Source organism: Photobacterium kishitanii, from assembly GCF_003026355.1.
Lineage (GTDB): Bacteria > Pseudomonadota > Gammaproteobacteria > Enterobacterales > Vibrionaceae > Photobacterium > Photobacterium kishitanii.
This window is the reverse complement of sequence record NZ_PYON01000007.1, coordinates 155,855-179,646: the sequence shown is the minus strand read 5'-3', so window position 1 is coordinate 179,646 and position 23,792 is coordinate 155,855. Positions and strand designations below refer to the sequence as shown.

At 36.5% G+C, this 23,792-nt stretch carries 23 protein-coding genes; 10 read left to right on the top strand and 13 right to left on the bottom strand.

Annotated elements, in window-relative coordinates:
* Nucleotide 1: 1 nt before the first annotated feature.
* Together C0W29_RS10405 and C0W29_RS10400 are read left to right on the top strand one after the other, a co-directional pair.
* Complete coding sequence (locus C0W29_RS10405) at nucleotides 2-745, top strand: LutC/YkgG family protein (protein ID WP_045041530.1); 744 nt, start codon at nucleotides 2-4, stop codon at nucleotides 743-745.
* A 144-nt stretch (nucleotides 746-889) separates the two neighbouring features.
* Nucleotides 890-1,792 carry a LysR family transcriptional regulator gene (locus C0W29_RS10400; protein ID WP_045044397.1) on the top strand — a complete coding sequence of 301 codons (903 nt, stop codon included), beginning with the start codon at nucleotides 890-892 and terminating at the stop codon, nucleotides 1,790-1,792.
* Here C0W29_RS10400 and mlc read toward each other — a convergent pair.
* Nucleotides 1,789-3,003 carry a sugar metabolism global transcriptional regulator Mlc gene (mlc, locus tag C0W29_RS10395; protein WP_045044396.1) on the bottom strand — a complete coding sequence of 405 codons (1,215 nt, stop codon included), beginning with the start codon at nucleotides 3,001-3,003 and terminating at the stop codon, nucleotides 1,789-1,791. The two genes, C0W29_RS10400 and mlc, sit on opposite strands and share 4 nt — an antisense overlap.
* A gap of 283 nt (nucleotides 3,004-3,286) precedes the next feature.
* On the opposite strand from mlc, the gene queE reads away from it, so the two are divergent.
* The 5 genes from queE to C0W29_RS10370 all read left to right on the top strand — a co-directional run bounded on the left by queE (nucleotide 3,287) and on the right by C0W29_RS10370 (nucleotide 9,952).
* Nucleotides 3,287-3,955, top strand: coding sequence for a 7-carboxy-7-deazaguanine synthase QueE (queE, locus tag C0W29_RS10390; protein WP_045044395.1), 669 nt, complete (start codon nucleotides 3,287-3,289; stop codon nucleotides 3,953-3,955).
* 261 nt (nucleotides 3,956-4,216) lie between these two features.
* Entirely contained in the window at nucleotides 4,217-5,617 is a 1,401-nt protein-coding gene (asnS, locus tag C0W29_RS10385) for an asparagine--tRNA ligase (RefSeq protein WP_036795185.1), read from the top strand.
* Nucleotides 5,618-5,804: 187 nt separating this feature from the next.
* A complete protein-coding gene (locus tag C0W29_RS10380) occupies nucleotides 5,805-7,109 on the top strand; it encodes a GGDEF domain-containing protein (RefSeq protein ID WP_045041534.1) in 1,305 nt (434 codons plus the stop codon).
* A 190-nt stretch (nucleotides 7,110-7,299) separates the two neighbouring features.
* Nucleotides 7,300-8,586, top strand: coding sequence for a GGDEF domain-containing protein (locus C0W29_RS10375; RefSeq protein ID WP_045044394.1), 1,287 nt, complete (start codon nucleotides 7,300-7,302; stop codon nucleotides 8,584-8,586).
* 175 nt (nucleotides 8,587-8,761) lie between these two features.
* Nucleotides 8,762-9,952 carry an amino acid aminotransferase gene (locus C0W29_RS10370; RefSeq protein ID WP_036795191.1) on the top strand — a complete coding sequence of 397 codons (1,191 nt, stop codon included), beginning with the start codon at nucleotides 8,762-8,764 and terminating at the stop codon, nucleotides 9,950-9,952.
* A gap of 75 nt (nucleotides 9,953-10,027) precedes the next feature.
* Here the strand turns inward: C0W29_RS10370 and C0W29_RS10365 are convergent, their stop codons facing one another.
* Nucleotides 10,028-10,333 carry a hypothetical protein gene (locus C0W29_RS10365; RefSeq protein WP_036795192.1) on the bottom strand — a complete coding sequence of 102 codons (306 nt, stop codon included), beginning with the start codon at nucleotides 10,331-10,333 and terminating at the stop codon, nucleotides 10,028-10,030.
* 219 nt (nucleotides 10,334-10,552) lie between these two features.
* Complete coding sequence (locus C0W29_RS10360) at nucleotides 10,553-10,936, bottom strand: hypothetical protein (RefSeq protein WP_045041536.1); 384 nt, start codon at nucleotides 10,934-10,936, stop codon at nucleotides 10,553-10,555.
* A gap of 298 nt (nucleotides 10,937-11,234) precedes the next feature.
* Here C0W29_RS10360 and C0W29_RS10355 point away from each other — a divergent pair, with 298 nt between their 5' ends.
* Nucleotides 11,235-11,900, top strand: a complete 666-nt coding sequence (locus tag C0W29_RS10355) for a DUF2982 domain-containing protein (RefSeq protein ID WP_045044393.1) — start codon at nucleotides 11,235-11,237, stop codon at nucleotides 11,898-11,900.
* Here C0W29_RS10355 and uhpC read toward each other — a convergent pair.
* The 6 genes from uhpC to C0W29_RS10325 all read right to left on the bottom strand — a co-directional run bounded on the left by uhpC (nucleotide 11,897) and on the right by C0W29_RS10325 (nucleotide 18,552).
* Nucleotides 11,897-13,198 carry an MFS transporter gene (gene uhpC / locus C0W29_RS10350; protein WP_045044392.1) on the bottom strand — a complete coding sequence of 434 codons (1,302 nt, stop codon included), beginning with the start codon at nucleotides 13,196-13,198 and terminating at the stop codon, nucleotides 11,897-11,899. The genes C0W29_RS10355 and uhpC overlap by 4 nt on opposite strands.
* 38 nt (nucleotides 13,199-13,236) lie before the next feature.
* On the bottom strand, nucleotides 13,237-14,787 hold the full coding sequence (uhpB, locus tag C0W29_RS10345) for a signal transduction histidine-protein kinase/phosphatase UhpB (protein WP_045044391.1): 1,551 nt from the start codon (nucleotides 14,785-14,787) through the stop codon (nucleotides 13,237-13,239).
* Complete coding sequence (uhpA, locus tag C0W29_RS10340) at nucleotides 14,787-15,395, bottom strand: transcriptional regulator UhpA (protein ID WP_045041540.1); 609 nt, start codon at nucleotides 15,393-15,395, stop codon at nucleotides 14,787-14,789. Before uhpA ends, uhpB begins: the two co-directional genes overlap by 1 nt.
* Nucleotides 15,396-15,612: 217 nt before the next feature.
* Nucleotides 15,613-16,266 carry an MBL fold metallo-hydrolase gene (locus C0W29_RS10335; protein WP_045044390.1) on the bottom strand — a complete coding sequence of 218 codons (654 nt, stop codon included), beginning with the start codon at nucleotides 16,264-16,266 and terminating at the stop codon, nucleotides 15,613-15,615.
* 79 nt (nucleotides 16,267-16,345) lie between these two features.
* Entirely contained in the window at nucleotides 16,346-16,900 is a 555-nt protein-coding gene (locus tag C0W29_RS10330) for a YcbK family protein (protein ID WP_045041542.1), read from the bottom strand.
* Between the two features lie 152 nt (nucleotides 16,901-17,052).
* Entirely contained in the window at nucleotides 17,053-18,552 is a 1,500-nt protein-coding gene (locus C0W29_RS10325; RefSeq protein ID WP_158260021.1) for a L,D-transpeptidase family protein, read from the bottom strand.
* A gap of 759 nt (nucleotides 18,553-19,311) precedes the next feature.
* On the opposite strand from C0W29_RS10325, the gene C0W29_RS10320 reads away from it, so the two are divergent.
* Nucleotides 19,312-19,812 carry a MarR family winged helix-turn-helix transcriptional regulator gene (locus tag C0W29_RS10320; RefSeq protein ID WP_045041543.1) on the top strand — a complete coding sequence of 167 codons (501 nt, stop codon included), beginning with the start codon at nucleotides 19,312-19,314 and terminating at the stop codon, nucleotides 19,810-19,812.
* Between the two features lie 88 nt (nucleotides 19,813-19,900).
* Here C0W29_RS10320 and C0W29_RS10315 read toward each other — a convergent pair whose 3' ends face one another.
* The 3 genes from C0W29_RS10315 to C0W29_RS10305 all read right to left on the bottom strand — a co-directional run bounded on the left by C0W29_RS10315 (nucleotide 19,901) and on the right by C0W29_RS10305 (nucleotide 21,840).
* The gene (locus C0W29_RS10315) at nucleotides 19,901-20,266 is read right to left on the bottom strand and encodes a DUF4870 family protein (protein WP_045044389.1); all 366 of its coding nucleotides are present in this window, start codon (nucleotides 20,264-20,266) and stop codon (nucleotides 19,901-19,903) included.
* Nucleotides 20,267-20,570: 304 nt separating this feature from the next.
* Nucleotides 20,571-21,395, bottom strand: a complete 825-nt coding sequence (locus tag C0W29_RS10310) for a CPBP family intramembrane glutamic endopeptidase (RefSeq protein WP_107174156.1) — start codon at nucleotides 21,393-21,395, stop codon at nucleotides 20,571-20,573.
* Nucleotides 21,396-21,474: 79 nt separating this feature from the next.
* Nucleotides 21,475-21,840: a DUF6404 family protein gene (locus C0W29_RS10305; protein WP_045041546.1), complete on the bottom strand. Its 366-nt coding sequence runs from the start codon at nucleotides 21,838-21,840 to the stop codon at nucleotides 21,475-21,477.
* 325 nt (nucleotides 21,841-22,165) lie between these two features.
* Between C0W29_RS10305 and C0W29_RS10300 the strand changes: the two genes are divergently transcribed.
* Nucleotides 22,166-23,011, top strand: a complete 846-nt coding sequence (locus C0W29_RS10300) for a LysR family transcriptional regulator (protein WP_045041547.1) — start codon at nucleotides 22,166-22,168, stop codon at nucleotides 23,009-23,011.
* On the opposite strand, the gene C0W29_RS10295 is transcribed toward C0W29_RS10300, so the two are convergent.
* Nucleotides 22,962-23,741 carry a TSUP family transporter gene (locus C0W29_RS10295; RefSeq protein ID WP_036795207.1) on the bottom strand — a complete coding sequence of 260 codons (780 nt, stop codon included), beginning with the start codon at nucleotides 23,739-23,741 and terminating at the stop codon, nucleotides 22,962-22,964. The genes C0W29_RS10300 and C0W29_RS10295 overlap by 50 nt on opposite strands.
* Nucleotides 23,742-23,792 lie beyond the last annotated feature (51 nt).

The following is a 23,792-nucleotide window of genomic DNA, read 5'->3' as shown; positions in this document are numbered from 1 at the left end:
CATGTCAGAGCAACGCATTTTTAACCGCGATAGTTTCCTTGATAATATCGCTAAACAACTTGGTCGTGAGCGTATTACTACACCTGTAGCTCGCCCAAACTTAAAATATAACTGCCACAAAGACGTTTTTGCTGATAAAAGTTCAGATGAGCTAAAAACCATTTTAGTTGACTACACTGAAACGACATTAGCATCACAAGCAGTTGTTACAACTAAAGATAAGCTCACAGAAACACTACGTAATGTATGTTTCCAATATTGCACAGATAATGGTGAAGAGCTAAATCCTATCGGTGAAACTATCTTTACAGCAGATAATCGTCTGCTAAATATTATAAACCCGAAAGATTTGACTGAAAAACAGCACAGTGTTTATATTTGGGATCATAGTGCAGGCTACGAGGCAAATATTGCAGTTGCAGAACGAGCTAAAGTCGGCGTAGTATTTGCCGAACAGGCACTAGCAGAATCAGGCACAATGGTACTTTATAGCCAAGCTGCGCAAGGTCGAGCTGTAAGTTTGCTCCCTGAAGCGTCTGTTTTTATTGTACCTAAAAGTAATATTGTTCCTCGCTTAACCCAAGCGACAGAAGTATTACATCAAAAAGCACTCAATGGTGAACGTATACCATCATGTGTTAATTTTATTTCAGGTCCTAGTTCGACAGCAGATATCGAGCTGATCAAGGTTGTTGGTGTGCATGGGCCCGTCTTTGCCACCTACATCATTATTGATGATATGTAATTTTACCTATCACCAATAGTGATAATCAAACTAGCAGGATGCTAGTGGTTAAGCACTTAAACGGGAATATGAAAAAACGCAGTTATCGGACTGCGTTTTTTTTCGCGTATAATTCGGCAATAAGCCGACTATTGGAATAATGCCATGCCAGCCATTGATGATCTCGTTCTTTTTACTCAAGTTATTGAACATGGATCGTTCAGTAAAGTTGCTGAACTCAATAACATCACTAAATCTGTCGTCAGCAAACGCATTAGCAAGCTTGAGACGAGTTTAGGACTACAACTTATTTATCGAACCACTCGTAAACTGACGCTTACTGAACCGGGTGAAGTACTCTATCATCGAGCGAAAAGTATCAGCAATATTGCACAAACCGCTTTTGATTCAGTAACGGGTTACAGTGAAGCACTCTCAGGCAAAATACGCATGTCAGTCCCGACGATCTCAGGTGAATTAGTACTGGCCAACGCGGTCTCTACTTTTTGCCAAAAACATCCAGGACTAACAGTTGATATGTCGCTTAATAATCATTTTGTTGATCTGGTTGCTGATAATTATGATCTGGTTATTCGTACAGGCTATCTTGAAGACTCAAGCCTGATTGCGCGACATATTTTTAATTCTCGGTGGGTTATCTGCGCTTCTCCCAGCTACTTTGAGCAACATGGTATACCTGAGACACCCAAAGCATTAAATAGTCATAATTGCTTAGGCTACAACCCTCAAAGTTCAGGGCCATTTGATTGGCAATTTATTCGCCAAAATAAAATTTATACCCATAAAGTAAGTGGTAACTTCTCATCTGATAATGCCGCAGCATTAAAAAAAGTCACGCTAGCGGGCAATGGCATTGCATATTTACCGACGTGTTTAGTGTATGACGAATTACAACAAGGGCAACTGATCGAAGTCTTAGCAGCGCATGCTGGTAAAGTTGTCGGTATCTATGCTGTTTACCCTTATACCCGTAAACCAGCCAAACGTATTCAAGCTCTTATTGAACATATACGAGAGAGCTACATGGAAATTAAAGAGCAATTTTAGCCATCAACAAGTTTCATTAGTAAATGGCCGTCATACAGCGCTTGTTTTACTAGAGCCGCACCAGGCATGGTTGCTTGAGTATAAAAACAACTTTCTTGAAGTTCTAAATCGCGATTATAAATAGGCAGTGTTTGAGCGATAATACATTCCATAATCGCCGGATATAATACCGATTTAGCGCGATTTAATTCGCCCCCAATTAAGATCCGTTGCGGATTAAACAAATTCACCATAATCGCTATCGCTTGGCCTAGGTGATGCCCAAGATCAATAATAATTTGACGAGCAAGAGTATCGCCAGCAACGGCAGCATCGCAAATGGCTTCAATGGTCAATTTGGATGCTGTCAATGTCGACGTATGCCCTTCTTGTAAACGGACTAATGTTTGCTCCAATACCGCAGATAAACTCGCAACCGTCTCTAAACATCCATGATTACCGCAAAAACAGCGTTTACCATAAGGTTTAATCTGAATATGTCCAAGCTCACCAATATTACCAGTACGACCTTGAAGCACAGTATCATCTAAAATAATCCCTGCCCCAACACCGTGATGCACTGATACTAAAATAGAATTTGATATACCTCGTGAATTACCAAACAACTTTTCGGCTAAAGCCCATGAACGAGTATCATTGCCAACAAATACTGGTAACCCTGTCGCCTGATGAATGACATCACTCAATGGTAAGTTTTTGATGCTGTAATGCGGCATCTGTAACACAATACCTTCAGCTGCATTCACTAACCCTGGTAATGAAACGGCAATTGCTGAAATACGATCAAGAGCACTGACGTGATTGGCAAAGAAAACATTAATTTCAGTCAATAATTTAGCAACGACATCATCTTGCTCTAATTGCTTAATATTTTGACGTTCTTCAACTAATATATCACCACTCAATGAATGCAAGGCGATGGTTAAATAGCCTCGGCCCAATCGGATTGATAAAAACTGCCAACCCTCATTGGCAGGAACTAGCCCTATTGCAGGTCGTCCTCGACTAGTAGATTCTTGATATTGTGTCTCTTTTATCAAATGCGCTTCGATTAATTCTCGGGTGATCTTTGTAATACTTGCGGGTGCTAATTGACTACGCTTAGATAATTCAATCCGCGAAATAGGCCCGTAGAGATCAATAAGTTTATATACGCTCCCGGCATTATTTCTTTTAATATGATCAATATGACCTGGCTGAGCGACGTACATGTCGATACTCCTAGGGGAAAACAGTGATAAATATCATTTAGTTTCTAATTTTTTTACTTTGCGAACTAATTGTGAAGTGTCTTGTACTCAGGACGTGACAGGCGTCACGAGGAATCCCTAAAGACTTCCGCTTTCGCTTCTGACATAATAATAAATCGACATTTCGTCGAGTATAAATTCGACTAGCAAATTTAATCTCTGCACGTACTTTTACTAAACGGCATTTATTATGATGTCTAAATTGTAATGACAAGAGTAGCGGTAAGAGAATACGAGGTTCCACGTGTACAAAATAAATGAAGTCTTCGAAACCATTCAAGGTGAAGGTGTATTCACCGGCGTCCCAGCTATTTTTGTTCGTTTACAAGTCTGCCCTGTTGGTTGTTCATGGTGTGATACTAAACAAACATGGACAGCTGAACCTGAAGATTTAGTCAGCGTTGAACGCATCATGGTAAAAACAGAAGACTCTCCACTTTGGACACAACTTGATGCTGATGGCGTTGTCGATCTATTAATAAAGCAAGGCTATACAGCCAAACACGTGGTAATCACTGGTGGTGAGCCTTGCATCTATGATCTACGTCCGCTCACTGCTGCATTAGAGACAGCAGGCTTTAATTGTCAAATTGAGACCAGTGGTACGTCAGATATCTTAACCAGTGATAATACTTGGGTTACGGTATCACCAAAAATCAATATGAAAGCAAAATTGCCAGTATTAACATCTGCTTTAGCTCGTGCTAACGAAGTTAAACACCCAGTTGGTACTCATAAAGATATTGATCAATTAGACGCTCTGCTAGCAACGGCAACATTACGTAACGATGTTACTATCGCCTTGCAGCCTATCAGTCAAAAGCCACGCGCAACTGAATTATGCATTTCAACTTGCATTACCCGTAACTGGCGTTTATCAATCCAAACTCATAAATATTTAGCGATTGCTTAATACCAACTCATTACTCACCATAATGTAGTTCAACAAATAATAGTGCAATGATAAGACTTAGTTTGCTTATCATTGCCAAAATGATCATTTCTTAACCAACCCCATGTATAAATTACCTCTTTCCCACATCAATTTATCAATCTAATGAGATCAATGCTTGATGCTTGACGTAAGAAAGGTAATATTACTTATACAACGATATCTTTAAGCACGTAATACTTTAATTCCAAAGTGAGTGCCTAAACGGAGAATGACTTAAACATGACTTACGCGCCTGTAACAGACGTATTAAGCGGTAAGCTAGCGGTTGACAGTGAAATTACTGTCCGTGGCTGGATCCGTTCACGTCGTGATTCCAAAGCTGGAATTTCTTTCCTTGCCATTTATGACGGCTCTTGTTTCGACCCGATTCAGGCCGTGGTCTCTAATGAGTTAAATAATTACCAGGAAGAAGTACTTAAATTAACAACTGGTTGCTCTGTTGAAGTCACTGGTACTATTGTTGCCTCTCCTGCTAAAGGTCAAGATTTTGAGCTAGCAGCAACAGCCGTTAAAGTTGTTGGTTGGGTAGAAGATGCTAACACTTACCCAATGGCAAAAACACGCCACTCAATTGAGTATTTACGTGAAGTTGCACACCTACGCCCACGTACTAACGTAATTGGTGCTGTAGCACGTGTTCGTAACTGCCTATCACAAGCAATTCACCGTTTTTACCACGAGCAAGGCTTCTTCTGGACGTCATCACCACTAATCACATCATCTGATTGTGAAGGTGCTGGTGAAATGTTCCGTGTATCAACACTTGATCTAAACAACCTTCCTTTAGATGACAAAGGCAGCGTTGATTACGATAAAGATTTCTTTGGTAAAGAAACGTTCCTAACAGTTTCTGGCCAATTAAATGCAGAAGCTTATGCGTGTGCATTAAGCAAGGTTTACACCTTCGGTCCAACATTCCGCGCTGAAAACTCAAATACGAGTCGTCACCTAGCAGAATTCTGGATGGTTGAACCTGAAGTTGCTTTTGCTGATCTAAACGATGTCGCAAAACTAGCTGAAGATATGCTTAAGTACGTTTTCGCCGCTGTTCTTGAAGAGCGTCGTGATGATCTTGAGTTCTTTGCTTCTCGCATTGATAAAGAAGCTATCACTCGTCTTGAGCAATTTGTTAACGCTGATTTCGCACAAGTTGATTACACTGACGCAATCCAAATTCTTATTGATTCTGGTAAGAAATTTGAATTCGACGTTGAGTGGGGTATTGATATGTCTTCTGAGCATGAGCGTTACCTTGCAGAAGAACACTTCAAAGCACCTGTTATCGTTAAGAACTACCCGAAAGACATTAAAGCTTTCTACATGCGCTTAAATGATGACGGTAAAACTGTTGCTGCTATGGATGTTCTTGCACCAGGTATTGGTGAAATCATTGGTGGTGCACAACGTGAAGAGCGTTTAGACATTCTTGATGCACGTATGATTGCGATGGGTATCGACCCTGAACATATGGGCTGGTACCGTGATTTACGCCGTTATGGCACTGTTCCTCATGCAGGATTCGGTCTTGGCTTTGAGCGTCTAGTTTCTTACGTAACAGGTATGAGTAACGTTCGTGACGTGATTCCATTCCCACGTACACCACGCTCAGCAAACTTCTAATTTTTATATTGAATTAGACGTCTAAAAAGCCACTTTCGAGTGGCTTTTTTATTGCAATCATATGCTACAAGTGAATATAAAATACCCATAAAACTTATAATTATTGCTTTAATTTCAAAAATGGATTAAATTTCGAAAAACAATTCATGCGCAGAATATATAAGCTGCTGATGCAACGAAGTATCCTATGAGAACAAGTAATAAAAATACTAATCAGCACCCTCTTACCCTATTGAAAATTTTTGCTTTATTTTTTTGTATGTTCTCTAGTCTTTATTTAATTTATAATATCTATCATATTGAAAAATTTCATCAAAAATATATTACTAAAATTCAAGCTGTATATTCCTACACCCGTCGTTTTGGATCATATTACGACAATTCCCCAGAAGAATATAAACACAAAAGTATCTATACAACAGGTAATGTTTCATTAATTGTTAATACAAAAAGTAAAGTAAAAATACTTTCCGACGGCATAAGTAAATTACGTTCAGAATTAAACCAACTCACTAATAATAATATTTGGACGATTGCCGTATTTGAAAACCCTGCTGACTATGCTCATTTTGATCCTATCAGACCAGAATACTTGGATCAATTTGATAAATATGGTGAAAATTCTGTTATGCATCGCATAGTTGAACGAGAGGGTTTAACAAATACTTATCAATCTTTTTATGGCTGTAATCTCAAACTAACTGAAAGTTATATTGAAGATGGCTCACAAACGAGAATTAGAACCCTTTACTACCCTATTTATAATAAAATGCATCTTGATGCATTATTAGCTATCGATATAAAGACTAAAGTTTTTTCTGAAGCTCTAAAAAAATATAATAAGAGTTATTTAACAATGATCAATATGAATGACAATAGTAATATTTATAAAATAAAAGGGTTACTCCCTTGTTCACAATTAAATCCTATCAGTATTGGGATTAATATCTTATCTGTATTTAAAGTCGTCTTTTTTCCTGCTTTATTATTAACTATTTTATATAGCTACTTTAATATTTATTTAGTTAAAAAAAGACATAATATACAACGAGATCAAATGACAAACTTTTATCGTCGTGATTATTATGAAAAAAAATGGTTAAAACAGCGTAATTTTAATTTATTAATAATAGACATTGACCATTTTAAAAAAATTAATGACACCTATGGTCATGAAGTTGGTGATGATGTTATACGTCACGTTGCACAACGAATTAATAATTCTATTCGAACTAAAGATATTGCAGTTCGTTGGGGAGGCGAAGAATTTATCATTACTTTTACAGATATGACTCCTCCACAATTGCATATTAAAGCAGGACAAATCTGCCATTCAATAGCGTCAGTTCCTATATTAAACCTTAGTATTACGGTTTCTATTGGTGGTATATCTGCAACAGATATTAATTTTAATGATGCTTATAAAGCTGCAGATAAAGCACTGTATGTTTCCAAAAATCAGGGAAGGAATCAGTACACCATTGCTGAATAATCCTATAAATGATTATATAATCATCAATTTAGATAATGAGACTATGATAAGCGCCCTTATTATTCCACTGGGGTATTAAGACTATATCAATAAAAATCCTTTATGGTTATGATGTGTATTTTTCATTTTAATCTATGATATGAATATATAAAATGCAGCCTCGACGACTCTTTAGTACCTATGGATAGTAATGATTATAAATTTAAATAGCTTTTTAAAAAAATCACTTTCAAATTTAAAGCTTTTTACTTTATTTTTCATTGTTTGTTCTAGCTTATATCTAATTTATAATATTTTTAATATTAATAAATTACATCAAAAATATATTACTACATTAGAGAATGTTTACTCAGGTGCGCGTCGGTTTGGTTCATTTTATAATAATACTGGCACAGAGGATTTAAAAAAAGGGCAATATTTATTTAATGGTGTTTCTGTAGTCGTAAATACACCAACGCAAGCTAAAATATTATCTACAGGTATAAATAAACTACGTTTACAAATAAATAAAATAACTGAAAATCATATTTGGACAGTGGCTGTTTTTGAAACTTCGGCGAAATACTCACATTTTGACCCACTTAGATCTATTTATTTAAAACTCTATGACCACGTTGTACTTAACTCTATTGTTAAAAATGAAGGCCTAACAGATACCTATCAATCATTTTATGGTTGTAATATAAAATTAACAGACATATATAAAGAACAAGGTACAAATGAAATTCTGCGTACTGTTTATTTCCCTATATATAACAATAAAAAACTAGACGCTTTATTAGCTATTGATATTAATAACTCAATATTCAAAAACATATTAAAAAAATATAACCGTAATAAAATAACAATTATTAGTATGAAAGATAATAACCTTTATCAAAAAAGTGAGTTATTACCATGTTCAGAAGTTGATCCTATTAATTTAGGGATTAATTTTTATACTTTGTTTAAATTCACCTTTTTACCCTCTATATTATTAATGTTTTTATACCACTCACTAACAAAGCTCATTGCTAATAAAAATTATATTTTACGTTATGACCAAATGACTCGCTTTTATCGCCGTGATTACTATGAAGCAAAACTGCTGAATCAAGCTGATTTTAATTTATTGATCATCGATATAGATCACTTTAAAACAGTCAATGATACCTATGGCCACGAAGTTGGTGATGAGGTTATTCGTGGGGTGACAAAACGCATTAATAATTGTATCCGTAAAAATGATATCGCGATTCGTTGGGGTGGAGAGGAATTTATGCTTTCTTTTCCAAAAATGAATAGTGAACAACTCACAAAAAAAGCACAACAAATTTGTGACTCAATTGCGTTATATCCTATATCAGATATTGATATCAGCGTTTCCATTGGCGGAATTAGTGCAACGAGTCTACATTTTAACGATGCTTATAAAGCCGCAGATCAGGCTCTTTATCATTCAAAAAATAATGGCCGTAATCAAGTTACCATTATTTAAATAGGGATAAATTCAATTCAGCATCAACAATCAGAGATTATTATGCTTGCGATCATACAAATATACTAAAAACTATAAATATAAATTCACAAATTTGTTGCATCCTCTTGTCAAACTTCCATCACTAAGGGTATAAATAGGCATATAACTATTTAATTACCCATGGATGAACGATATGTTTGAAAAGATTACAGCAGCACCCGCTGATCCAATTCTCGGTTTAACAGAAGAATTTAAAGCTGATCCTAGAACACATAAAATTAACCTCGGCGTGGGTATTTACAAAAATGAAGCAGGTAACACACCTGTTTTAGCGACAGTAAAAAAAGCAGAAGCAATCCTACTAGCACAAGAAACGACTAAATCTTACCTTAGTATTCCAGGTACGCCTGAATATGGCCTTGCTGTACAACAGCTACTTTTCGGGGCTGACTCAACCCTTATTGCCGAAAAGCGTATTCAAACCGCACAAGCACCCGGTGGTACAGGAGCACTACGCGTTGCTGCTGAGTTTATCAAACGCCAGTTAGGTAATGTTACAGTTTGGATTAGTAACCCAACATGGGCCAACCACCACGGTGTATTTGGTGCTGCAGGTTTAGAAACTAAAACTTACGGTTACTATAATGCTCAAACAAAAGACATTGATTTTGAGGCAACTATTGCTGATTTAAGTCAAGCCAATGCTGGTGATGTAGTACTATTTCACGGTTGCTGTCATAATCCAACCGGTATTGATCCTACCAATCAACAATGGCAAACCTTGGCTAAACTCTGCCTTGAAAAAGATTTACTACCAATGTTTGACTTTGCTTATCAAGGCTTTGCTTACGGTGTTGAAGAAGATGCTCAAGGATTACGTATCTTCGCAGATCAAATGCCCGAACTACTTGTTGCAAGCTCATTCTCTAAAAACTTTGGTCTTTACAACGAGCGTGTCGGCGCATTTACTTTAGTCGCAAAAAATGCAGAACAAGCAGCAGTCTCTTTTAGCCAAGTAAAATCAATTGCACGTGTTATTTATTCAAATCCCCCCGCTCACGGTGCTGCAATTGTAACTCAAATTCTAAATGATGCGGTATTACGTGCGGAATGGGAGCAAGAAGTTGCTGACATGCGTGATCGTATTCAAGAAATGCGAGTCCTCTTTGTTGCAACATTAAAACAATGTGGTGTAGATGCAGACTTTAGCTTTATTGAACGTCAAAACGGCATGTTTTCATTTTCAGGCCTAAACAAAGATCAAGTAAACCGCCTAAAAGATGAGTTTGCTATCTATATCGTTGGTTCTGGACGCATCAGTGTTGCAGGCATGACAAAATCAAATATGCTTCCACTATGTCAGGGAATTGCTGCAGTTTTATAATCTATAGTCCCTAACACAACCATAAAAAGAGGATAATTATCCTCTTTTTTATCGACTATAATGACACCAATAATATTAGCCTGATTTATTCAATGGCAGTACATTGCAATAAAGATCATGTTCATAATGCTTCTCTAATTGCTTACGCCAAGGTCGCTCTGCTATTGGTACAAGATAAAACATTTCTCTTGTAGTATCAGTCACAAACGCCATTCCATGCCGCATAACTTCATAATGTATATCGTGAATATAACCGAGAGAAAAACTTTGTCTCCCAGTTAGCATATTAATATCTTCGCGACTGAGGGATACTCCCTGTGTTTCATCTGCAAACCGTTCAAGTAGCCAACCAGAAAATTCCTTTGCACTTATCATTGTCATAAGATCAGTTTCTCCGAATTCTACGTACTCCTTGAGAGTCTCTCTCCATATTAATAGTTATAGCAGAGTGAAAAATAACCGTCAGTTTTATGTATTAAAGATAATAATAGTATAAATAATAACTGTAGTATGAGGGGAAATAGAATCATATTGCAGAGGAGAAATAGAAGAAAAACATAGAAATGCCCGCTTCTGAACAAGAAGCGGGATAAGCATATCTTAAAGTGCTTTATATAACACTTTATTCCCTGCCATTTGGATACGCTCAACTAACCCTTCTTCAGTCAATTTTTTTAACGCACCAGTAGCCCAAGATGCTGCTTTTGCATCTTCTTGGCCAGCTTGTAGACCAATACCCTTTGGATTTAATCCATCAGTATGCTTAACAATAATATCTAAAACTTGTTGTTGTTTAGGTGTTAACGTTGCAGCTGATTTAGAAGCTACAACAGGCTTAGAAGCGACAACAACTTCAGCAACAACTGCTGTTTCAATAGCTGTTTCAACTTTCTGTACATTTTTAGCTGCAGAGACTGTATTCGTTAAAAGAGGTTTCTGTTTATGCAGTTTACGCTGGATATTACGTTTGTGAGAAATTCTCATTACTTTATTTACTCCGTTACACTACTTTCGATCACCACTATTTTCAGCGAGAAAAAGTGAGCGCGTTTTATACCAAGGTTATTTGACAATTACCAGCAAACGATTATTTATCCATCAATAAATATGATCCTTAACAGGTGAGCATCAAATAATGGTGAATTTTGACGTACTAATAGCAAAAATAACGCTAAAAATCAGCATATCCATCGAAATGCCTTCAGTGCATATATACAACTTATGGATATTGGGTAACGGTACAATGTGACTATAATAGTAATAATGATGTAAGGAGGCAGTGATGGAGACACTTCATATTCATTCAGACAAAATAACTGCAAAACATTATGTCTGGTTGGTTATCATCGTTATCACTATAAGCCTCGCTTTTTTAAGTTATTTTAATACGAAATTATCAGCAATCAGTATATTTATTGTGCTATTTTTAATGGTAACTATATTGTTAGTAATGATTAAAATTATTACTACACCAAGTGTAAGTTTTACGTTAACTTTTATGCATTGCCAATATCATAGTCGCTATGGTGGCTGGGCGACAACATGGCACAACGTAACACATATAGGTCATGCTACTGTTGGGACACAAGGCTGGCATACATCCCTGCCCTGGATAGGTATTCGTTTAAAAAGTTATGATAATTTTATTAGCAGTATATGCCCCCGAGTAGCCTCAAGATTATTACTTGAACAACGGGTTTTATTGATAATGGCACTTAAATATAGTGTCGATTCACATCACCAGCTTGAAGACATATTATTTGATGACTCACCTTTTATCACTCAAGATGGTGAACAATTTATAGGGCTACAAGCGATGCTTGCTAATCGAATGCGCTATAACAGAGAATTATTAGGGTTCGACTTTTTTATTGCTGATGACGTTATCGATCGTCCTATTGCTGATTTCATTGGTTTATTACGACGCTATAAAGCCGCCGCCGCTTAACATGACGATGAATGACGAGCCGCTGAGGTTTGGACTTTAAGAAAAGGCAATAAAAGTAACCCAATAAAAGCAGCAGCTACTGAAATTACAACAAAAAAGCCAGTCCAATGATAATAGTTCATAATAATAGCCAGTGGATATCCAGCTAACGCAGCTCCCATATAAGCAAATAAACCCACAAAGCCTGTCGCGGCACCAACTGAATCTTTATGAGAACATTCTGCAGCAGCCATACCAATTAACATTTGTGGCCCAAAGACAAAGAAACCTATCGCAAAAAAACATCCCGACTGCAATATATAACTTGTTACTGGCATAACCCATAGTGCGGCAACGGCTAAAAATATTCCCATTGCAAACAATAAAATCATCGGACCTCGGTTGCCTCCAAATAATTTATCAGATCCCCAACCGCCAACTAATGAACCTAAAAAACCGCCAACTTCAAATAATGACAACGCGCCATTAGCTGATAACAAACTATAATGATGCTGCTCCGTTAGATAAAGGTTTCCCCAGTCATTGATCGCTGTTCGAACGATATAAACCAAGACATAACTCATCGCAAGTAGCCATAAGTATTTATTGGTTAATACATACTTAAACAATATTTGTCGTTGTGTAAGATCAATTCCTTCATTTTCTTGTGCAATTTCCAAATGGTCATGACGCCATAACCCAATACTTGGTAACCCTATCGCTGTCGGTTTATTTCGCAAACGCCAACATAAACTAAAACCAATAAAGATCGCTATTATGCCGGGAATAAAGAATCCATAGCGCCATCCATAATGCACAGTTAAAAAACCAACTAATAAAGGAATCAGCGCCCCACCAACATTATGAGCAGTATTCCAACAAGACCACCATAATCCACGTTCAGAACGTGAATACCAGCTTGTAAGCAATTTAGAACACGCAGGCCATCCCCAACCTTGAAACCAGGCATTAGCTATCCATAATAACGTAAATGCCATAATCGAACTTGAGAAACCAAAGCAGATATTTATAACGCCGGTTGCTATTAAACCTATACCCATAAAATAGCGTGGATTGGAACGATCAGATATCATACCTGATATAAATTTTGAGCAGCCATAAGTAAGATAAAACAAAGTTCCCATCATACCTATATCTGATTTATCCCAACCTAAATCAGCAATCATTGCCGGCATTGCATAAGTAAAGTTTTTACGGGTTAAATAAAATCCCGCATAGCCAATATACATACTAACCATAATATGCAAACGCCAATATTTATAGCGTTGATCAACTGTTGAATGTGATATTACGGCCATACTATACCTAAAAATATAAATTTAATTTATCGTTGGAATTATGCTATTGGTAATAGGATTATCAGCGTTGTACCTGCATCTTTTTTTGGTAATGATATGTTTTGGGACTCATCATGATAATTGCTCACTATTGAACATTGCCCTCCCAATACTTCAACTCGCTCACGAATACCGCGTAAACCGAAGCCTTTAAATGCATCTTCAGCTTTAAAGCCAATCCCATTATCTTCAATTTGTAATCTGATTTTTTGGTCAATCTCTAATTCAATAATAACTTCTGTCGCGTGTGAATACTTTGCGATATTATTTAATGCTTCTTGGCAAATACGATATAAGGTAACGCTAGTAGTATCGCATAATAATTGTTGATGATGGCCCCATGCCATTGCTACCTCAATACCTTTATCTTCCAATTTTAAATCGCAAACAACCTGCTCAACCGCTTTAGCTAGACCAAGATCATCTAATGTTTTTGGACGCAGTCGTGATAATAAACCTTTCGCTGTATCATAAACATTGAGCGATAATTGTTCGATTGTAGAAGCGCACTGCTGGGTCACAGGTGTTATTTCAACACGTTTTAATATACTCGCTTGCATTCTAATTGCGGTAATATTTTGCCCTATTTCATCATGCAATTCTCTGGCAACATCTCGCCTAACCGATTCTTCAGTTTTAATTAATTGCCGTGATAATACCTGATTTCGCCCTAACTCAGCGGATAATTTATGATTAAGATCCCGTTGTCGTTGAATACCAAGACCCAATAAAATCCCCGTTAAACTTTGTGCTGATAACGATAAGAGTAAATCAGTGATCTCCATCTTACTGACACCACTTCTTGCTGCTATTAATGCAACACTATTGAGTAGCGTCCCTAATAATGCACCTTGCCATCCATGCCGAAAAGCAAAAACAATAATAGGTATCGCTAAACAAAATGGAGCAAAACGACTTAATTCATCAGGTAAGTTTATTTGCAATAAAATATTAGCGACAAAAAGTAAAGCGTATAAACATAAATCACGATGGCGTAATTCTAATGGTCGAGAAATTAAAGCAACCGTCAATGGAATCCATGACCGATTAAATAAAAAGCTCCATAGTAAATAGCACGCTGGAACCAACATTAGCCCTCCCGTTATACTAATAAGGAAGATCATGCCTACTGATGATACGGCGATTTGGGCAATGGAACCAAATCCGATCACCATAGCAATATTAATACTTGCAGTGGATAGAATAACGACAGCCATTACTAATAACTGTCGCCATTGTTCGCCATAATAATAACGCCGACCATACCATAATAACGGCCACGATAAACCACTCGCCATTAAAATAGGCCACCACGGTAAATCATTAAGCACTTTTGAAAGAAGTAAAATTAAACCCCATTCAGCCGCGTAAATTATTATCCAATAACGACTTGCTGTATGCAGCGTTATTCCTAGTCGTAGTGCAAAAGGGAAAAGTAAAATAGCTAATGCAGGATCACCCACAAAATAAAAAGCAATTACCCACAAACAAAACCAACTACAAATAAAAAATAAACACCCGCCTAATGACGTGAGAAAATAATGTCGCATTACAATACTTCTTGTGGGAAATACTTTGCTAACTCAACATTATTACTAACATTAAGTTTATCCATTGCATTAGAACGATGTACATGAACGGTTTTATGGCTCAAACCTAATTCGATCGCAACCGCTTTAACATCTAAACCAGTAGCTAGCATTTCGCTAATTTGACGTTCACGTTTAGTTAAACACGCTATAGATTGCTGGTAAGGATCGGTCGTACCCAATTGGGCTTCTATATCAGAGGCTAAATAACGTTCACCATTTGCCACCTTTCGCACTGCGCGTATAAGCTCATCAGGGCTGCAACGTTTACTTAAATAACCTTTTGCTCCTGTGGATAACGCTTTATTTACAACGGTTGCAGTATCATGAACGCTAAGCATAATGCACGCCATATTTCGTGATAAATCTTCAAGTAATGTCAGGCCACTTTCATTAGGCATTGATATATCAATAATACATACATCGACAGTCTGCTTAACTAATCCATTACGCGCTTCTTGTGCTGAACTAAATTGACTAATAACCACCATATCTGACTCTAGCGATAATAATTGAGCAAAGCCAGAACGGACAATAACGTGATCGTCAACTAAAGCGACTGTAATCATGATGAGATATACCTATAAGCACTAAAAAACGACAGGAAAGCCCTAACGAGCATAAAATACCGTTTAGGTTAACCTCACGCAAGCTTTAGACTCCTAAATTGTTTATTGCTTAATAAACGATATAAAAAAACCACTGATCGTAAGACGATCAGTGGTTTCAATTTAATCTCGTGCTGGAATCCTGCTAACTAAGTGCTAACCTGACACACAGACATTATTAATACAGTGGCATTTCATCAGCTACAAATGGGTTTGTCACACGCTCATGACCAAATGTAGACAATGGGCCATGGCCAGGAACAAATGTCACTTCATTACCTAAAGGCCACAGCTTTGTCTTGATAGAATTTACCAATGTTGGATGATCACCTTGTGGGAAATCAGTACGACCGATCCCACCTTTAAATAATACATCCCCCACAAACGCGACGTTAGCATCCGCACTATAAAAAATCACATGGCCAGGTGTGTGACCAGGAGTATGAAATACTTGTAAGGCTTGATTACCAACGTTAACTACGTCGCCATCATTTAGCCATTGAGTCGGCGCAAATGCTTCTGTCATTGGGAAGCCAAACATTTCACTTTGACGAGGTAATCCTTGCAGCCAAAATTCATCATTTTTCTGTGGGCCAATAATCGGCACATTCAGAATCTGAGAAAGAGGCTCGGTACCACCGACATGATCTAAATGTCCGTGGGTTAATAATAATTGAGTAACATTAACACCAAGTTCTTCAACCACTTGCTGAAGTTGCTGAATATCACCACCGGGATCAATAATCGCTGCTTGATGTGTTTCATCACACCATATAATAGAGCAGTTTTGCTGAAATGGCGTAACTGGCACAATTTTGTATTGAAGACTCATTCATACTTCCTAACTGAGACATTATGTAACGAAGCATGCCATGAATATCACTAAAAATACAGATTCGTGCTGCAATAAACTACCCTCTCCAATTACGAACTGGTCCAGTGTCAATGTGCACAAATTGGCTATTTGGATAATAACCAACACCACCAATATTTAAATCTTGTGCCGCTTTGCGTATTTTAGCTAAAGGAACCCCTTCAAGATTAAAATCGATCGCCTGTGCTTTCATATGGTAACTTTTCTTTGCTACCCCGCCACGTTTGGCCAGCATTTTATTGGTTTTAGGCGAACGGTAACCCGAAAATAACTGTGCGTAGCCTTCGTGACCAAGATACGATTGGATTTGTGCAATCGCATCATACAAACGGCGATCTATACGAGCAATTTCATTTTGACGAAAATCACGACAAAGATGATCTAAACGTCGAACTTCTTTACCCACATAAGTCTTACCATTAAAGTATTTAGTTTCTAGTTCTTCACCTGTATGCAAATTACGCAGTAACATTGTTCGAGGTGTTGTTGCTTGAAAAGGGCTGGCTAGCGCAATATTAGGTAACATACATGCACCAACAGTCAACCCACCATATGTTAAAAATTTACGACGACTAATATCTAGATTTGACATAATTCACACAACCGAAAAAAATGATCTTTATTTCTAAAGCAATTCATATACCAATGTTGCAAGACATTATCTTCAGTTAATAAAGCAGTCAAATGCAAAAGTCACATAAAATAAAGCTGACAAATCTATTTTTAAATATCATTAAGTTACATTCAATTATTATTGTAAGCAGAGATTAATGACATTTTATTTTGTTGTTCTCTATCATATTCGTAAATATCAAACCGGTAATTAACCTCGCCATCATCATTAATCCATGCGGACTGATAAATAATTTCTACTGGAACTTTTTTGCTTTTATTGAGTCTAATTGTGCGCGTTTTTTTACTCCTAGAAAACATATTAAATTGCGACTCACTTCTTCCTGAATATTGTAATAATGCTAATGCCAGAGATTTAGACTCAAGCACACGCACACAACCAGAACTCAGTGCACGTTCATGCTTATTAAATAAGACTGGATATGATGTATCATGCAAGTAAATAGACTGGGTATTAGGAATATTAAACTTATATAAACCTAACGCGTTCTTTTTACCTGGCTTTTGACGTAACCGATAAGGAAATTTATTAGATGCTAATAAGTTATAAGGAATTGAATTTATATTTATTTTTTCAGAACTTCCCCAACTACGAAGAACCTCATAGTTATGACGCCTTAAATAACTTCGACTACGTCTTACTTTTGGTAATATATCCCTTTTCGTAATTGAATTAGGTACATTCCAATATGGATTAAATACCACCGAGTTTACTATCGAATTAAAAATCGGCGTTTGCCGTGATGGTCGGCCAACAATTACTTTACTATTCATAACCCAACGACCATCTAGCCATAAGTTCATATAATAATTAGGGATATTCACTACAATGCCGGTATAAAGGCTTGTCGACCATAACCGTAATCGCTGAGCATTTAACGCTAATAATCGTACTCGTTGGGTTAAATTTAATGCTAACCATTTCTGGGTTTCGGTACCAATAATACCATCACGTTTTAAACCATGTCGTGCTTGAAAACGTTTTACTGCTAAGACAATACTGCCAGTATATAACGATCTACGTTGCTGTTGATGCCGCTTAGCCTCACGTGGAGAAAGATCACCTAGACGCTTAAGTACCGTTATCAAACTAGGCATAAATTGAATTTTACTGCCTGGGTTCACTTTGCCGTGAAATACAAATACAGGCCAACGTAATGTGGGATGAGATTCCAACCGATTAATTGATGCTACTAATTGGTTATATTCAGAAGTTTGTGGCTTTAAGCGAATAATGAATTGATGAAACTGATTATTTTCAAAATTCTTTAGCATATCTTCAATGACCATTTGACTAGGCCGAGGTAATCGTGAAGATGTCTTCTCACCAAATAACCACATTTTTCCTTTACCATGTAACTGTTCAATAAAACTGAGATAGATTAATAATGTGTCTGTTGCGATAACATCATATTGCTGCCAGTTTTGTTGTGGCTGTAATTGAATGAGTAAATGATATCTTGCGGTAAGTTCTTTATTGGTTTGAGATAAGCTAATGATGCGTAATTGATCAATAAAATCATTGATTGTTCGTTGGTTTTTCCAAAATTGGCTAAACCCTGTTGATAAATATAACTCGACTAGCGTGGTTGGATATTTAAGTCGCGTCATATTTGCATTCGAATCCTCGACCCATCGCTGAGCACGACTTAACATATTTCTTGACCGATCAACTGTCGAAGAAGAAGCGTTGGGGTTATTTAAATGCAAGAGTCTATTATTCTCTTGAGTAACACTAGATTGAGAATATGCACATGATATTTGCCAATAAAAACTGACAAATAGTAATATGATAATTAACAAAACATCTTTAACTAATGCCATTCAATACCTCCATTGCACACTTTCAGCATGACAAATAAAACTTTATTTGATGATTAAATGTAGAAGACGATAATGTTCGCATATCTTAGAAGTACAACGATAAATTAGTGTCTAAGGTAACAAGCTATTTTAACTAGATAAAAACAATAAAAATGTTACCAAAAGTAGATGAATTGTTTATTGCCACAAGAACGTAATACTGCATTTTTATATTTAAGTGACAGGTATAGAACACCAATGATTATCCCAAGGAATAATCCTTTGGTTCATATTCGATTGTCTAGTAACAGCTACATGATTTCTTCAGTTTACTGCAAAACGACAATCATTTTCACTCAAAAATCAAACACAACAACAACACCATTGCAACAACTAAGGGTGGATACAATAGCGTACAATTACATTTATTTATGAAAAAAATTAATTAGAACCCGATAAATAGCAATGAAAATGTTATAATTATTGTATAATCACACTATGAAAATACCCTATACATCACAATGATTTTATACGGTAATTGCACACAAATTTAATTGGGAAAGTAAGATGGATAGGCACGAAGAAGTACTTATTGCTCTGAGACAAATTATTCGAGCAATTGACCTACATTCTAGAAAATTGAATAAAAGCGCCGGACTTACCGGTCCACAGTTAGTATTAATGCGTGCAATTCGAGGATCAGGCGAGATTACTATTCGTCAACTATCTAACAATACCAATATGAGCCAAGCAACAGCTACCACTATTCTTGATCGTTTAGAAAAACGAGGCCTCGTTGTTCGTAAACGTAGTGTGCTTGATAAACGTAAGGTACATGCACATCTCACAGAAGCTGGGCTTGTCTTACTTGATAAAGCGCCGATGCCATTACAAGATAGTTTTATCTCTCAATACCATGACTTAGAAGATTGGGAACAATCATTGCTGCTTTCTTCTGTACAACGTATTTCAACTATGATGAATGCAGAACACCTTGATGTTGCACCTCTACTTGAAGTTGGCAGTATTACTAAACAAGAAAAAACGAATAGCGAATTAGAAGAATAAACGGATAACCGCTTATATCTAGGCAATAAAAAACCGATCACTTGATCGGTTTTTGCGTATAGATAGCTATCAATATGTTTATCACCGATTACGCATTATATGCCTTGTTTGAAGTCAGTTTAGCCAAACCTTTAATAACTCTAAAAATAGACCAAATCCATACTGCAACCGCTAAAAAGTAGCCGACAACGACAAAAGCTAATACAAACGATACAATGTATAAACCTAACCCCCACCAAAAGGTTTTGGTAATATTGGTATAGTGATCTTCAAAGATTGTACCTTTAGCTTCATCTTTTTTTATCATTGCCCAAATAGCACCAACAATCCAAAAAATCCCCGTAAATAAACCAACAACCATCAGTCCATAAGCAATCAATGCATTGGTTTTTGCCGCTTCATCTTTCGTTGTCATAGTTTGACTTACAACGACCTCTTCTTGTATTTCTGACATGTAGAACTCCTTATGCTGTCTATCTATAAATCCGTTATAATACGCACACATTAAAACCTGCCACTACCATTGGCAATTTTAATCACATGCATACACTTTGATAAATCAATAATCGTGAAATATTATATGAGAGCATTTTTTTCTTACAATATTATGCGTTTATTTGTAACAACATACATAATTTTATTCGACTCATATCTAAATATTTATTATGGGAAAGCTCAACATATTAAATGATAGTTTGAAAGTCGGTGCTATATGGAGCAATATAATATGCTAAAAAGAAAGTTCTCATTTTAATTAGTTAAGCATACAATTTATTATATAGCCCACCACGTTTTAAATATATTAATGATAATATCATTAGCGTTATTATACTGAATAATCCTATTAGCCAACTGTCTTGAAATACCATAATAGCATCACTTGTCGGGGTGTCATCAGTCATACTTTCGACAATAATAAATACGTACGCTGCCAAATTATTTAAGCAATGGCATATGATTGGAATAATAAGCTTCTGAGTTTGAATATAAATCATAGCCATAACCACACCAAAGAGTGTTGCACTTAGCGGATCTGTATGTAATACACCAAATAAAATTGAGCTTATTATTACGGCAGTCTTAGTCTTAAATGTTACAGATAATCGATTAATCAATATGCCACGAAATACCAATTCTTCAATAATAGGAACAAATATCACCATCAAAATAGCCATTAAAAAGTTCGGCAATAATGGATATCCTCCCTCATAGGTATAGAAAATGATAGGTCCAGAACTCAACCATTCATAAATATAGTTCGGGTAAGCAAACGAAAGTGGATAAAATATTATATAAATCGTCGAATACGATACTATGATATTAAAAAAAACCACCTCCAATGCAAATGGTAAATTTTTACGATTAAATGTCCCAACCACCTCACAGAAGCGTAAACCTTTTTTCCAAAAAATAAACAATAAAAAAACTAACAGTATAACGCAATAATAATAGCTTCTTAAAACTTCATTCCAAAAATTATCATTTGATAGAGAACGCTGATTAATAAAAACATCAAATGAAATGCTTGCTAATAGTAAAAAAAACACTATATATGTAATTTTAATTTCTGATAATTTATACATATTGTTACCATTAATTTATTATTTTTTGTTGATATTTAATACCGTCTCAACTTTTATATCAATAATGATCAGCATAATATTAAGATACTGAATCATAATTTTTATGACACCACGTTTCCCAACTTACATTACCCAATTTCTTTTTGGCTCTGATGATACGAAAGACCAAGGTTGCTCCCATAATACAACCAAAAGCCAAACTAGATAGAGTGTAACGGATCCAATTTTCTGGCGTTGGATGCCAAACCATCAACCACATCAATGATCCCCATATCACGCTGAGAATTAAACTTTCTCTAAAAAAAAGCATAACCAAAGATTGAAAAACAAGCGGTCTGTCTTCCAAGAATAGAAACTTTGATAAGAAATTAGAATTGAACTTCGTTAAATCGGCTGGCACACCTTTTTCAATTAAGTGTTGCTGGATAAATTCTATCTTATTCATAATCACTTCCTTGCGCACTAAAGTGGGGGGCTTTAGTTGTCTAAAGATCAGTAGTGCGACAAAATATATCACTCATAATTTCAAACACTACTTTGTATAACTGATTAGAATCCATTCATTGATCAAGCTCAGAATTACTCATGTCATTCACTGCAAAGATTAACGCAATACGTGATAAAGGCTCATTACACTTTTAGAGATACTTTGGCCCTACCTCTTTTGTCGATATTACTCACGACATACCATATTCTCATGCGTCTTACCTCGCCTCTACCGCGATCATCCCGTATCATTAATTCCTCTCTTTCATCAATGGAATGAACCGATGTTACTTGAAGGTATTGAAACCTTATTAGTGTTAGCCGAAGAAGGTACCATGAGTCGAACGGGTAGCCGTTTATATATCAGCCAATCGGCAGTGAGTAAACGCATTGCCAAATTAGAAGCAACATTAGGCACCAAGCTGATTATTCCTGCTGGCAGGTTAATTAAGCTAACCCCCGATGCGCATGCGCTGATCAAAAATGTTGGGCCAAGCTTTAATGAGATTCGCGGGTTGATTTTTGAACACCAGAATTTAGACGACCAAAGTATTATTACGTTAGATTGCTCTGAAACCTTGGTGACAGGTTATTTATCCGATGCGCTGGGACAGTATTTTCAATACGATAAGTATATTTCTATAACAACTCATCACACCCCTGTCATTGTCGAAAACGTCCAATCAGGGAAGGCCTCAATTGGATTTTGTGCAGGTCATTTACCAGCAAACTATAACTTTATTGCTGAGCATTTAATGGATGAGCCTTTTAAGGTGATATTTAATCAGCCGCTAACGACACTACCTAAAGCCATTGTAGTTAATGACTTAAAAAACCCTTCAAATATTTCCCAAGCGGCGGTGCTGCAAAAGCATGGGATCACGCCTTTAATGGAGATGGACTCTTACACCGCTTCGGCACAATTAGCGCTGGCCGGTATGGCACCGGCCCTTGTTCCTAAATCAATCGTAAAAACATTAGCGATTAAGGATAAATTCTGTTTTGAGTTTGAGGAATTAGTGGAACTCACTCGCCCTATTAACCTCATTTACCGTCAAAATAGTTATAAATCACCACGGGTTAAAACGCTAATTGAAACCATTGCGGATGCTGTTGCCACAGCAATTTAATTGCCATTCCCATCGACATAATTACCACCATGGGGCGAATAAAACGTTGCCCTTTACTGATAACAATATGTGCGCCTAATCGTGCACCTATAAAACCGCCTGCAGCCATAATTAAACCTACTTTCCAAATAGGTAATCCAGCTAAAATAAATAATATCAACGCGGCAATGTTGGAAGTGAAATTTAAAATCTTAGTGCGAGCGGTCGCTTCAACCAATCCTAATTGCGCAAGCACAACAAAACAAATAGTAAAAAATGACCCTGTACCTGGGCCAAAAAAACCATCATAAAAACCAATACTCGTACCGACAGAAAATGCAAATGCTGCTTCTGATAACTTAGGAGTACCACCACCTACACCAATATTTGGTGACAATAAAAAATATAATGAAATACAAATCAGTAAAACTGGAATAAGGCTTGTTAATACACTAGCATCAATATGTTGTACTAATATGGCTCCAATTGCTGAGCCAGCAAATGTACAGGCAATCGCTAACCGCATTTGTTTTAAACTAACTAACCCATTGCGTACGAAATACCAAGAAGCTGAAAAACTACCAAATGAGCTTTGTAATTTATTAGTCGCTAATGCTTGAGCCGGAGGAATACCAACAGATAATAGCGCAGGAACCGTAAGCATACCGCCGCCACCAGCAATAGCATCAATAAACCCAGCAGCCAGCGCTACACAAAATAAAATAGCAAGTACATCTACACCTAATTCCATTTACTATCACTTTATTAGTTAACACATTGATAGCAGAATAATAACGGTGAT

Coding starts and splice junctions, on each gene's coding strand:
- C0W29_RS10365 (WP_036795192.1), bottom strand. CDS start 10,333: ATGACAATGATAAGTGCAAAGGAATTTTCTGGTTGGCTACTTGAACGG.
- C0W29_RS10310 (WP_107174156.1), bottom strand. CDS start 21,395: ATGTATAAATTATCAGAAATTAAAATTACATATATAGTGTTTTTTTTA.
- C0W29_RS10405 (WP_045041530.1), top strand. CDS start 2: ATGTCAGAGCAACGCATTTTTAACCGCGATAGTTTCCTTGATAATATC.
- C0W29_RS10295 (WP_036795207.1), bottom strand. CDS start 23,741: ATGGAATTAGGTGTAGATGTACTTGCTATTTTATTTTGTGTAGCGCTG.
- C0W29_RS10320 (WP_045041543.1), top strand. CDS start 19,312: ATGGATAGGCACGAAGAAGTACTTATTGCTCTGAGACAAATTATTCGA.
- uhpC (WP_045044392.1), bottom strand. CDS start 13,198: ATGGCCGTAATATCACATTCAACAGTTGATCAACGCTATAAATATTGG.
- C0W29_RS10325 (WP_158260021.1), bottom strand. CDS start 18,552: ATGACGCGACTTAAATATCCAACCACGCTAGTCGAGTTATATTTATCA.
- C0W29_RS10370 (WP_036795191.1), top strand. CDS start 8,762: ATGTTTGAAAAGATTACAGCAGCACCCGCTGATCCAATTCTCGGTTTA.
- C0W29_RS10305 (WP_045041546.1), bottom strand. CDS start 21,840: ATGAATAAGATAGAATTTATCCAGCAACACTTAATTGAAAAAGGTGTG.
- mlc (WP_045044396.1), bottom strand. CDS start 3,003: ATGTACGTCGCTCAGCCAGGTCATATTGATCATATTAAAAGAAATAAT.
- C0W29_RS10330 (WP_045041542.1), bottom strand. CDS start 16,900: ATGTCAAATCTAGATATTAGTCGTCGTAAATTTTTAACATATGGTGGG.
- uhpB (WP_045044391.1), bottom strand. CDS start 14,787: ATGCGACATTATTTTCTCACGTCATTAGGCGGGTGTTTATTTTTTATT.
- C0W29_RS10315 (WP_045044389.1), bottom strand. CDS start 20,266: ATGTCAGAAATACAAGAAGAGGTCGTTGTAAGTCAAACTATGACAACG.
- asnS (WP_036795185.1), top strand. CDS start 4,217: ATGACTTACGCGCCTGTAACAGACGTATTAAGCGGTAAGCTAGCGGTT.
- C0W29_RS10400 (WP_045044397.1), top strand. CDS start 890: ATGCCAGCCATTGATGATCTCGTTCTTTTTACTCAAGTTATTGAACAT.
- C0W29_RS10335 (WP_045044390.1), bottom strand. CDS start 16,266: ATGAGTCTTCAATACAAAATTGTGCCAGTTACGCCATTTCAGCAAAAC.
- C0W29_RS10375 (WP_045044394.1), top strand. CDS start 7,300: ATGATTATAAATTTAAATAGCTTTTTAAAAAAATCACTTTCAAATTTA.
- uhpA (WP_045041540.1), bottom strand. CDS start 15,395: ATGATTACAGTCGCTTTAGTTGACGATCACGTTATTGTCCGTTCTGGC.
- C0W29_RS10355 (WP_045044393.1), top strand. CDS start 11,235: ATGGAGACACTTCATATTCATTCAGACAAAATAACTGCAAAACATTAT.
- C0W29_RS10380 (WP_045041534.1), top strand. CDS start 5,805: ATGAGAACAAGTAATAAAAATACTAATCAGCACCCTCTTACCCTATTG.
- C0W29_RS10300 (WP_045041547.1), top strand. CDS start 22,166: ATGTTACTTGAAGGTATTGAAACCTTATTAGTGTTAGCCGAAGAAGGT.
- C0W29_RS10360 (WP_045041536.1), bottom strand. CDS start 10,936: ATGAGAATTTCTCACAAACGTAATATCCAGCGTAAACTGCATAAACAG.